The following is an 11,709-nucleotide window of genomic DNA, read 5'->3' as shown; positions in this document are numbered from 1 at the left end:
CTTCTCTTTCTTAAAAGTTTGTAAATTAATTTTATGAGGTTCTCTTTAAAGAGTTCAATTAATAAGTTGTATATTCCTCCCATTAATCCTTCGGGAGGTATGGGAACGGTTCTAGCGCTTCCTGAATTTCGTTTCTAAAGCATTTAAATAAATACACTAACTGTAGTAAACCTTCTTAGATCAGCAAGCTAGAAGATGAGTTATATTTTGTACTACTCTTTGAAAGTCTAACTTGGATCAATTATAAGAAAAAAGAAGCACAAGTACCGAACCTGTGCCTCTTCTTCACTGCCGAAGAACCTAGGCTCCCTCTCTTACCTGACCACTCTTCTTTAATAACCAAGAAAGCACGAATGCAGCGACACCTACTAAAGTGAGTGGGAATCTCCAATCAGCTAAGGATTCAAAGACAAACCTCGATGCAATTAGTGCTATAGCTATACTTACAAATACTACTTCTAGAAGTACGATAAGTACTTTCATGCACTCCCCCTTTTTTATTACGTTAACCATTTTATATAGCGACTTCCTTTTCTAAGAATACTTCCTCCAAGGAAGGTTCCAATAACATGGCGGCCGGGCTGCTTGGAACTAGTGCATTGCAGATCTGTCTGTTTCATCTGTAGAAGTCTTTTAGGGGTCAGGTTCATGCTGCTTCCTTAACGTTTATAAAAGTACACTTAAATAGAAATGGTTAGCTGATAGTCTTAAGCTATTTAAATTTAATTAACTTTAGGTATCGCTTAAACAAAAAATAACGCCCCTGAGGACGTTACTTGTTACCTTCCATTAGCATTAGCAATCCCATAGTCTCAGACACCGTTTTACCTGTACCTTTTTCATCACTTAATAAACCATCAACAATAGCCTTGTACTCTTTATCTGTGTATTTGAATGACCAGCCTTTTATTTGTTTTAACTCAAAGATTAAATTAGACATAAGTACCTGTCTCTCGTCCTCAGGAAAAGCTAACCACTCGTCAGCAGTTAAATCTAATATTTCCTGTGCCTCTAATTCTTCCTCAGGTTCTTCTTCCTCAACCACTTCCTCAACTTCCTCAGGTTCTTCTTCTTCTACAACCTCAGTGTAATTATCGGTACTAGTATCAGATTCAGTCACAGTTTCCTCAAGTTTATCAGTCGCAGAATCATTAGCTTCACCTTCAGAACAAGCAACCAGTAAAATTACAATAAGAACAGTACTAAGCATTTTTATCATATCATTAGCCCCCTTATTGGTATAAAAAAGACTGACCATTTCAGCCAGTCTTAGTTACTTAAGTATATTTATTAATACCCGACTTTATCAGCACCGTAATTAGCTTGTTCGTCAGTAAATCCTTCAAATTTAAGCTGTTCGATAAGACCACTTCTTGAGAACTCCATAGTGTCAATATAAGTCTGTGCTTTCAGTCCAGCTTGTTCATTCCAGTCGACCTCAATGTTTTCAACAGCAAAGGTTGCGTCCTCAGTGGAGTAACCTTCAAATTCAAGTTGTTCAATAAGTCCATTCTTAGAAAATGCCATAGTGTTTAAATATGTTTCAGCTTTTCCAACAGCGTTTATCTGTCCCATAGTCATTTCAGGTCCAGCAGGTTCTTCCTTTTCTTCTTCAGCAGATCCTTCCTCAGTTACTTCTTCTTTATTGCCTGTAGCTTTAACTATATCACCTTTAACAGCTTCTAATTCACTTTTCTTCTCATCAATTTGTTTTTGCAAATCATTTACGATTGCTTCTTTTTCCTTAACATCTTCTTCGATTGATGAAACATCATCTTCAAGTGCCTTTTTATTTTTCAAAACTTCCTTAGCCCGATCAAAATCTTGTTTTTTGTTATTGTACTCTTTTTCTAAATCACTTATATCGTCTTGAAGACCATCATATGCTTCCTGCTCTTTTTGAATATTGTCTCGGATCTTGTCTAGCTCTACTTGCTTTTCATCTATCTTTGATTGAATCTTGTCAAAATTAACTTTCTGATTTTCCAGTTCAATAGCTGCTCTAAAGTTACCAAAAGCATAAAATACAGATAGCGCAACCACCACTCCAACCACCTTACCCCAAAAAGCCCAACTGTTTAAGCGACTTTTCAACTTAACCATGTATTTACCCCCAGGATTTTAGTCTGTGTTTATGAATTTAAGTTTGCACTTCTATATGCGATTTACTTTACGAACTTCAGCATTATCAACTTCCCCCTTTTTTAGCTTCGCTAGTTGAAGAACTGAATTATTATAATCATTATGTATACTCTGCAATATATAGTTATAGACCTTTGAGTTTTTTGCGGACGCACGGGGACGGTTCTAGCGCTTACCAATTTCAATTTCTTAAGTTATTTTTCTAGTAGCCTTCTTATATTAAAAGAAGCGACAATGAACCACTGTTTCTATGTCGATTTTAGTAAGAACATCTTAATTAAGTTACGATAAAGAAGCACAGGAACCGTCCCTGTGCTTCCACCAATGGCACCACCCTCGCCTAAGCAAAGTTATTCATACTGAAAATAAAATACAAAAAAGCTTGAAACCCTTATGTATCAAGGACTTCAAGCTTTTCACTAGTATGATTCCGACTGGGCTCGAACCAGCGACCTCCACCCTGTCAAGGTGGCGCTCTCCCAGCTGAGCTACGGAATCCTGGGAAATATGTAATTTTACAATTGTTTCAGACAATTATTATAATACGAAATCTAGTAAAGAAAGTCAACTTCTTTTTTTCTTCATTTATCCAATTACAGGTTTGAGGACGCATCCTTGATTTTGAGTTCCATAGAATACAAGCACATTTTTGTCACACCAGATATCCCATTTGTTTACACTACTACAAAAGGGAGGGGTGGTCATGGAGCGAGAAGTGCTTGGAGCGTGGGTTGAGGCAATTGGAACAACCTTGTCCAGTCTTGCAAGTACCTCGTCCCTTCGTCTGCCTGCTAATCTGTCCAAAGAACTGGACCTGCTTGGAAACATGTTTCAAGGCACAGGGAGTGCACTCATGGCCGATGCGGCAGAATCGTTCACATTAAGTAAAGTAGGGAATATGATTCAAGCTACCGGAAATTCAACAGTAGTAAGCGGACTGTTGTTGCCCGTGGAAGAACAGACGCGGCTGACTCTCCTCATCCAAGGAAACATCCTCCAAGCATTAGGAAGCGGTGCCTCTCTATCGGAATCCTTAACAGAAGAAAGGACACTCCTCAACCTCTATTCTGTTTACGGAAACCTCCTCCAAATGATCGGCAACAGCCTCCAAGCCATTGCAGAAGGGCAGGAGCTAAGGGGGAGAAGCGCACAAACACTCGACTCCATCGGTAACTGGATTCAAGCCATTGGATCGTACTTTTCACTATATGTGGCTGTATTAGAACCCCATTAAACAAAAAGAACCTGCTTAAAGGCAGGCTCATATTCTCTAATTAGCATGTCTAGATTTTATAAAATCTGATTTAGAGTAAACACGATTGATCCAGAAAAGTATTTCGCAACTCGAAGGGACAATGTACCTGTCCCCTTGTCCCTTTAAGCACTTACAGGTTGGTTCGATTGTCGTTCTTGTCTTGCGGTTCGTAAGCCGATTAACCACACGACCACTTGAACCAATAGAACTGCGATGACGAGCACGCCATCCCAAAAATAGATGTTCGATAGCGCGTTTTGCGTGATATTTTGATAAGCTTGCTGAAGTCCGTATAATGATGGGAGGATTTGAAAATAGACAAATAAAAAGATTGCAACGATTCCTCCGACCATATAAAGAAACGAGAACCACTTGGCATGCTTCTGCTCATGTGGAGCTAATCGTTGCCATTCTTCTTGGCGTTTATTCCTAAAAACTTTTTGCAAGAAAACTAGGCTATGCTCATGAAGGGCGGAAGTGTTTACCCAGTTAATAAGCACGAAATACATATCTGTTCGCAAGAAAATAACAAATTGGCTGATCACACCAAATAAAAGGAAGAAAGTGACCATTTTAGCAACTGCCACGATGAAAGCAACGGGTGCTAGCAGTTGAATCAATAAGCAAGCTAAGATCATTACGCTATCCCACGCCATTCCAGCTAAATACGGAGTATATCGCTCATTCTTGGCTCTTGACCACAACCCGGACATATCAGTTTCTGCGACGAGGAAAATCATACGCAAGTTCAGCTGTACCTTTGTCTTCACCCCTAGCCTATTTGCTGCTAGCACATGGGCAAATTCATGTATAATGGTCACCGTTGTTATTGTAAATAAAATGACAAGCGCGCTGAAACCGACAGATTCAAATAAGAAGACATCCCTGAAACTAGGGAAAAGAACTGGATTGAATAGAAGGAGGAAAACAGCTGCGATTGCTGAGAGGCCATACATGGTTAACAATGGTTTACTAAAGAGAACCTTTCCCGCTTTTTGCAAATGAGGATTAGCCTCTCGGTCTATATCCTCGTTTAATAAAACACCATTAATTTTTAGAATCAGCCCCATCTCAAGTAATGTCTCGGTAAAATCGAGAACGTCGACTTCCTCCCCGTACTGAGCTTCAACGAGTTGCTTCACCTCTTCAATCGTCTTATCCCCATCGAACCCCCTCACCACATCAGCCGCTACCTCAGGCACTCGAATAAACTCACCCATAGCGGGATCACCGATCGTAAACTCCTCCCCATCTTGCTGAATGGACAAGTGACTGCAATCAGGAATATGTTCTTTTGTAAGGTTACCCATGGACAGCCCTCATCCCTTGTGCACATTGGACCAGTTCCTCTAAAGAAGAGATTTCGTCCAGGTGTTCTTTGCTACAAGTTGGGCATGTAGACACTCGTCTAAATTCAAATGGGCTTTGAGTCAATTCCATAGTTTCTGTGTTCAGTAGCGAATAGGGCTTTGACAATTCCGCGTATCCCGTAATGTATTTCACCACTTCAGATGCGAAGAAGCCTGTTAGCATTGAGACATGCGGGGCAAAGCCTGTATTTCTTCTTGAGAAGACCATGTTATAAACCGCCTTCAAGCGATCCTCTTCAGACTCTCCTTCTGAAAGACCATTTATAAGGCGGCAGTCATAACATGACCCAGCCGCTGGATCAAAGCGTTCCCATACCACCACTTTATTCATGAAACCTCCCTGATAAAATGGAACTCTCTTTATGTAACAAGCAGCATTGACCCATCTATTGGCGACAATAGCCGGGGTGTCGATCATACTCACCACGATATCACAGCCATCAATAATGTCTAATAAATCCGTGTGGGAGGTAATCTCACGGTTATACATTTTCACTTTCACGTCTGGATTAATCTTCTCCACTTTCTCTTGAGCAACTTCTGATTTCAGTCGGCCTACGTCGTCTTCATTAAAGATAAATTGGCGATTCAAATTACTGCGTCCTACCGTATCGAAATCCACACCACGAATTTCTCCGACTCCAAGACCAGCAAAGTAAGCCGTCGTCAAACAACCGCCCCCAAGACCAATGACAGCTACTTTAGCATCTTTCAAGCTTTGCTGATAGCTGAATTTGCTCTTTGAAAGAGAAGCAAAATTAGAGAAATAGTTCAGGTTGGCTTCATACCGCTCTAACTCAGAATCAAGGAAAGATTTCGGAGATTCCGCGTACTCCAGGAAACCTAACCCATCAAGAGAAGCAACAGCGTCATTTACTTCCTCTTCCGAAATCCCAAGTATTGAAGCAACCTCACCATTCGTTCGGGTCCCATCTAACAGCTCAGTAAGCCTATACACTAACCCATCTGGATCATTTATTACGGTTCGCTGCTCATTCATCCCTACCTCAATCGCTTCATCTAACTGAATAACAGGCCTTAACGTATTCTTAAATGCGACATTCATGAAACACCCTCCTCTTATAGAAATAGGGCCGTACACGATCTACGGCCCTTGTAATCTACTTAAATTGAATTAACTAAGTATCCTTCATACATTGCAGGCCTTAGCCAGCATAATTTTGTACGTATGTCGGCTTAAGTTTTTCCGTCTTTTTCACTTCGATTTTCATGAAGATGACCTCCCTACCGTGTAGTATAGTAAAGCTAGTTAATCGAATTCCTTACCCAGAGTATGGAATGTGTGTCGGCTTAAGCTTTTCAGTCTTTTTCACTTCAATTTTCATGAGTATTCCTCCTTCGTATAGTTTAGTAAAGCTATTTTTCTAATTCCTTAACCACCGTATGGAATGAATGTTGGCTTAAGCTTTTCAGTCTTTTTTACTTCAATCTTCAATAGAACTCCTCCTTTCAAGTAGCAACCTCATATGTAAGGGGCTGTACTTTTGATCTGAATTAATCATACAAAATATTCATACTTTTTTGAATAGTTTTACTACTTAACGAAATATTACAGATTTATAGCTATTAATTCCTCTTTATTTTTAAAACTTTTGTTCAAAGACAAAGATTCGGACGAAAAATGATCACTAAATTTACTATTCTGACCCCCTCATTTCCTCTAAAAAATAAATGAGTCTACCACAACTGGAAAACCAGCAATGATAGACTCTAGGTTTACATATAAAAAGGGCCTGGCTTCCTATCACAGATCTCACCCTGCTCATGAGCCATTGCCCTTTTTGACAAATTTATAATGGAACTTAATCTAAAAGAGAGAACTTAGAGAACAATCTCTTCATCATTTAATCCTTTAACGTCTCCTTCTTCACCTGCTATATCAAATCCGCCTTGGAACATACTAACACCTAGCGTTAATAGAACAGCTGCTAGTACAGTCATTAACTTTTTCACGGTAAGCCCTCCTTGGTTCATTTAAATTTATCATACTTAATTTTCGGATTTTTTTGAATACTATTGAGGTAATACAAAACATTACAAAAAATCGAGCGAAAATTCTTCGGATTGTTTAATAGTTTTGTCAAACTCACTATTTAGGAATTGTTACACTAAAATCTTTGCCCTTAGCCTGAACCTAATTGTATTTCTTTCTTCATATAATAAGCAGCTAATTTATATTTCCTATTCTTATAATAATAATCACCTAAACGTTCATAGAGACCTTTCAACTTATAATGGCAGGCTGATTCTTCCAATTCTTGTATTAAGTCATTCATGCCGCTTTCAAATTCTTTAAACCTCCCCTCCTTCTCAAAAATAAAAGCTTCTAATTCTTTCAAATAGTGCTGGTCCTGTTTGGTTTGGCAATGCTGCCTTGCGTGATCGAGTACAATTTTCGCTTCATCAATTTTATCCCGATCTATTAAACTTCCTATTAAAGAGCGGTATGGGAGAACAATATTATGCGTTTCTCCATTCGCTACCTTGGTTTCTATGGACTTCCTAAAATAATAGATAGCTGCCTCATAATCACCAAGTTGTTTATTAATGAGCCCACAATTATGCTGAATGCGACTTTTCAACTTCTCATTATTTGTCATGGAGACAATTTTCTCTCCCTTTAGAAGGTACTCCATCGCTGTTTCACACTCATTCATATCCCAATGAATGACTCCTATCATATTATACGTCTCGCCTAATTGATTCCATTCAAGCTTTTGCTGAAACACATCAAGACACTCTTTAGCTACTTCAATCGCTTTATAGTACTCTCTGTTCTGCTTATGTAGCAAAGAGATATTATAGAAGAACAACCCCTTCTCTAATTCATCCTGTGTGTGTGCGACAAGCCTATAATAGTGCTTTAAGCTCTGTTGAATATGGTTGTGTTGAAAGTGATACAACCCATAATAGTAGTCATAGAATGATAGGAGTATTGGGTCGTCTAGCTTCTCCCCTTCTTTTATATAAAGGTTTACTAATAGATGAATCGAGATCAATTGTTCTGATTGGCTCCCCTTTTTCATAAAATGGGCACCTTTAATGAGCGTATATAAGAGTTCACTGTACATACCTTGAACAACTTTGTCCTCCTGAGATTCCAATTGATGTATCAGGTTCTCTACTCTAGAGCCGTCCCCTTTAATAACCGCATCTCTTAGCTCAATAATTTGATCAATGAAAGCCTGATCGTGCTTTTCATATTCACACAAGTAGTCCTTATTTACCTCAAGCTTGTCTGCAAAAAGAACAAGAATATCTTGAGATGGGACGTACTTACCTGACTCGATATTGCTAAGGTGAGTAGATGAAACTACCCCAACACTAAGTTCACTCTGTGATAACCCTCGTAATTGCCGTACGTATTTAATTCTTCTCCCAATGTGCACCCTGATTCCCCCATACCGTAGTGAACTAGTTGTATGTGCTTAACAAAGATGCTGAAAATTCAAAAATATTTCCTTAGTATTAGTTTAGCAAACATTCCCTCATCCCGAATCAGGACGGAAGACCCCTTTTGACCTAGGTCATTAGAATCATCATAGGTATTCACCAAATGTGAACACGTCATTTTAAGGTGAAAGGTTTGAATTACATTTCGTTGACATTCCCATCATAAGAGCGTAAAATAATGATCAACAAAAAGTTAGAAAATTAACTCTTCTTATCAAGAGAGGTGGAGGGACTGGCCCTTTGAAACCTCGGCAACGGGTTCTAATGCGAATACCGTGCCAATTCCAAGCAGGTGAAAGCCTGAAAGATGAGAGAGCGGGACTCGTACACAGAACCCTCTCATCTCGTCTCAAGGACAAGTTGAGGGGGTTTTTTAGTACCTTCCTTCATATATATAGAAGGAAATTGGACGCGTAACGTTTAATTCCAAGTAACTTGGGTTGTTTAATCTGATATACTATTATAAAGAGGAGCTGAGTCAGGTGAGGTATGGATATTGGTTACCGATTTTCGGAGGATGGCTTAGAAATGTGGAGGATGAAAACATGCCACCAACATTTGACTATGCCAAGAAAGTCATTCAACGAGGGGAACAGTTAGGATTTGATACAACGCTTATTGCGGAGTTGTATTTAAATGATATAAAAGGAACCGATCAGGATTCCTTAGAAGCCTGGACAACAGCGGCAGGGCTTGCTGCCGTGACGGAGACAACCGAGATTATGGCCGCAGTCAGACCTAATTTTCATAATGCAGCAGTCACAGCGAAAATGGCCGCGAATATTGATCAAATCTCAGGAGGCCGCTTCACCTTAAATGTCGTATCCGCTTGGTGGCAAGAAGAAGCCAAACAATACGGCGGCTCGTTCACGGCACACGATGAACGCTATGATCGAACCGATGAGTTTCTAAGAGTGTTAAAATCCCTTTGGACTGAAGAAGAACCTGTCAGCTACAACGGTAAATTCTATTCCATCGAGAACACCCACCTTCATCCGAAGCCTATTCAAAAACCGTACCCTAAGCTTTACGCAGGTGGTGAAAGTCCACGTGGAAAAGAAACGATCGTCAATCATTGCGATGCCTATGTCATGCATGGCGGTACGGTCGATGAAATTAAGACGAAGATCAATGATATGAAAGAAAGACGCAGTGAAGCCGGGCAAGAACCGTTCCAATCTTTCGGAATGGCCGCTTACGTCATTTGCCGCAATACAGAAGAAGAAGCATTTCAGGAATTAAACCGGATTACAGATGTAAAAGATTCTGGAGCTTACGCTGGATACAGTGATTTCACAAGTAAGTCACAGCTTGAACAGCAAGTTGATCTGCAGGATTACTCCGTCTCAAACCGGGGACTGCGTCCAAAACTGATTGGCACACCAGATCAAATTGCTGATCGCATTTTACAATACGAACAAGCTGGGCTCGACCTACTCCTCCTTCAATGCTCTCCGCAGCTAGAAGAGATGGAGCGCTTCAGCCGGGACGTTATGCCACTCGTAGAGGAAAAACGCACACACTTCAAGGAGGTACCACAATGACAAAGATTTATGTATTACATGAAAATGACGAATGGACCGATCACTTAACAGGACGCCTGGAGGAGCTCGGCTTACCGTTTGAATTATGGCACTTAGACCAGGGAACGGTCGATCTAACAGAAGAGCCACCGGAAGGAATTTTCTACAACCGAATGAGCGCTTCTTCTCACACAAGAGATCACCGCTTCGCACCTGAATTCACAGAAGCCGTGCTAGCTTGGCTCGAACGCCACGGTCGAACCGTTGTGAACGGCAGCCGCGCCCTACGCCTTGAGCTCAGTAAAGTAAATCAGTATATGGCATTAAATCAAGAAGGCATCACCACGCCAAAGACGATTACAGCTGTTGGTAAAGATCAAATAATAGAAGCAGCTAAAAAGCTTGACCTTGCTCCATTTATTACAAAACACAACCGCGCTGGTAAAGGGCAAGGCGTACAGCTCTTCCACTCCATTAAAGCCCTTGAAGAATATGTATACGGCGAATCCTTTGAAGAACCCGTCGATGGCATCACACTTGTCCAGCAGTATATCGAAGCACCAAAACCATATATCGTCCGTCACGAATTCGTAGGCGGCAAGTTCTTATACGCCGTGAAAGTCGATACCTCAGAAGGCTTTGAACTATGCCCCGCAGACGCCTGCACCATTGATGACCTACACTGCCCAACCGGCACAGAAGAAACAGGCGGTGCGAAATTTGAGATTCTAGAAGGCTACTCAGATCCACTCATTGAGTCCTACGAAGCTTTCCTTGCATCTAATAACATTAAAGTAGCCGGAATCGAAGCGATTCAGGACCATAATGGTAATGTATACACGTACGATGTAAACACAAACACCAACTACAACTCAGACGCCGAATCCGTATCAGGCATATATGGTATGCTCCAACTCGCTACCTACCTAGGAGAACGTCTGAAAGACCAATACCCATCAGCAATCTCCACCCCTTAAGCAAAGCCTTACTGGCTTTGCTTTTTTATGAGAACTTTTAGCTGAAGTAGTTAAATGCGGATGGTGTTGAAAATAAGGGTATCCACATGCGACATGTTTCCGTTCCCCCCCTAATACGGTAAAGGTGGTTCGGGAAATTGCGAGACTCCTGCGGCAGTAGGAGCCTAGGGGAGACCCCGGAAAGCGCGTAGCGATTGAGGAGGCTCCCCAGCTCGCCGCGGAAAGCGAGTGATTTCCCGAACCACCTTTCGCTCCAATAACGCAAACGGAAACCTCACCATATATACAGACTTCTTGGGTATACTACCTGTTAGAAGATCGATGGAGGGATACCTAATGACAAAGCGAGCAGTATTTCTTGACCGGGACGGGGTCATCAACGAAGTTCTGACCGACCGTGTCAAATTCGTCAATAAACGTGAGGACTTGTTCTTCCTCCCACGTGTTCCTGAGGCTATTCAGATGCTGAATGAGTCAGGCCTTTTTGACTTAATCGCTGTGATTACGAACCAGGGCGGCGTTGGATTAGGATATATGAAAGAAGAAGAGCTTCAGGATATTCACACATATATGATAGATGAACTAAAGAAGTTAGGTGCAGTGGTTGATGAGGTATGCTATTGCCCTCACAAGCCAAAAGAAGGCTGCGATTGTCGGAAGCCAGGTAGTAAAATGATTGAAGACATCGCTAAGGAACACGGTATTAATTTGTCTACTTCTTATATGGTTGGTGATCGAGAGCCGGATATTGAAGCTGGACAAAACGCCGGCACGAAAACCGTCTTCCTAGGTGAAGACTACGGGCTTGCAAACGCCACCTTCCCCACCCTCTACGACGCAGCCCAGTGGATCATACAAGACGCTCAAAGCCATTCATAACAACACCAGACACGCTTTAGCAAACTAAAGCGTGTCTGGCACCGTTTATTGCTCTAGCGTGGTAAAGTGAGCTTCTTTTGATTAAGTAA

Annotated in this window: 11 protein-coding genes, 1 tRNA gene and 1 riboswitch; of the genes, 4 read left to right on the top strand and 8 right to left on the bottom strand. The window is 41.1% G+C overall.

The features are described 5' to 3' along the window. Positions 1–300: 300 nt before the first annotated feature. The 4 genes from ACYX4O_RS04990 to ACYX4O_RS04975 form a co-directional block, all read right to left on the bottom strand. Positions 301–483, bottom strand: a complete 183-nt coding sequence (locus ACYX4O_RS04990; protein ID WP_476355115.1) for a hypothetical protein — start codon at positions 481–483, stop codon at positions 301–303. Between the two features lie 289 nt (positions 484–772). Beyond that, entirely contained in the window at positions 773–1,219 is a 447-nt protein-coding gene (locus ACYX4O_RS04985; protein ID WP_476355113.1) for a hypothetical protein, read from the bottom strand. A 71-nt stretch (positions 1,220–1,290) separates the two neighbouring features. Beyond that, complete coding sequence (locus tag ACYX4O_RS04980) at positions 1,291–2,103, bottom strand: Ltp family lipoprotein (protein WP_476355111.1); 813 nt, start codon at positions 2,101–2,103, stop codon at positions 1,291–1,293. Positions 2,104–2,567: 464 nt separating this feature from the next. Then, positions 2,568–2,640: transfer RNA gene (locus ACYX4O_RS04975), tRNA-Val, on the bottom strand. Between the two features lie 205 nt (positions 2,641–2,845). On the opposite strand from ACYX4O_RS04975, the gene ACYX4O_RS04970 reads away from it, so the two are divergent. Further along, a complete protein-coding gene (locus ACYX4O_RS04970; protein ID WP_476355109.1) occupies positions 2,846–3,376 on the top strand; it encodes a DUF6944 family repetitive protein in 531 nt (176 codons plus the stop codon). Between the two features lie 143 nt (positions 3,377–3,519). Here ACYX4O_RS04970 and ACYX4O_RS04965 read toward each other — a convergent pair whose 3' ends face one another. The 4 genes from ACYX4O_RS04965 to ACYX4O_RS04950 form a co-directional block, all read right to left on the bottom strand. Next, positions 3,520–4,707, bottom strand: a complete 1,188-nt coding sequence (locus ACYX4O_RS04965) for a hypothetical protein (RefSeq protein WP_476355107.1) — start codon at positions 4,705–4,707, stop codon at positions 3,520–3,522. After that, positions 4,700–5,833, bottom strand: coding sequence for a HesA/MoeB/ThiF family protein (locus tag ACYX4O_RS04960; RefSeq protein WP_476355105.1), 1,134 nt, complete (start codon positions 5,831–5,833; stop codon positions 4,700–4,702). Before ACYX4O_RS04960 ends, ACYX4O_RS04965 begins: the two co-directional genes overlap by 8 nt. 776 nt (positions 5,834–6,609) lie before the next feature. Then, on the bottom strand, positions 6,610–6,741 hold the full coding sequence (locus ACYX4O_RS04955) for a hypothetical protein (RefSeq protein ID WP_476355103.1): 132 nt from the start codon (positions 6,739–6,741) through the stop codon (positions 6,610–6,612). A gap of 170 nt (positions 6,742–6,911) precedes the next feature. Further along, a complete protein-coding gene (locus tag ACYX4O_RS04950; protein WP_476355101.1) occupies positions 6,912–8,177 on the bottom strand; it encodes a helix-turn-helix domain-containing protein in 1,266 nt (421 codons plus the stop codon). A 272-nt stretch (positions 8,178–8,449) separates the two neighbouring features. Then, positions 8,450–8,555, top strand: a riboswitch (SAM riboswitch). A gap of 168 nt (positions 8,556–8,723) precedes the next feature. Between ACYX4O_RS04950 and ACYX4O_RS04945 the strand changes: the two genes are divergently transcribed. From ACYX4O_RS04945 to ACYX4O_RS04935, 3 genes are all read left to right on the top strand, one after another. Further along, on the top strand, positions 8,724–9,785 hold the full coding sequence (locus tag ACYX4O_RS04945) for an LLM class flavin-dependent oxidoreductase (RefSeq protein ID WP_476355099.1): 1,062 nt from the start codon (positions 8,724–8,726) through the stop codon (positions 9,783–9,785). Next, on the top strand, positions 9,782–10,741 hold the full coding sequence (locus ACYX4O_RS04940; protein WP_476355097.1) for an ATP-grasp domain-containing protein: 960 nt from the start codon (positions 9,782–9,784) through the stop codon (positions 10,739–10,741). Before ACYX4O_RS04945 ends, ACYX4O_RS04940 begins: the two co-directional genes overlap by 4 nt. 336 nt (positions 10,742–11,077) lie before the next feature. Next, positions 11,078–11,620 carry a D-glycero-alpha-D-manno-heptose-1,7-bisphosphate 7-phosphatase gene (locus ACYX4O_RS04935; RefSeq protein ID WP_476355095.1) on the top strand — a complete coding sequence of 181 codons (543 nt, stop codon included), beginning with the start codon at positions 11,078–11,080 and terminating at the stop codon, positions 11,618–11,620. The last annotated feature ends 89 nt before the right edge of the window (positions 11,621–11,709 follow it).

This window comes from Pontibacillus sp. ABV4_188 (assembly GCF_056311905.1).
The sequence above is the reverse complement of the archived record's forward strand: the minus strand, read 5'-3'. Positions and strand labels throughout refer to the sequence as shown.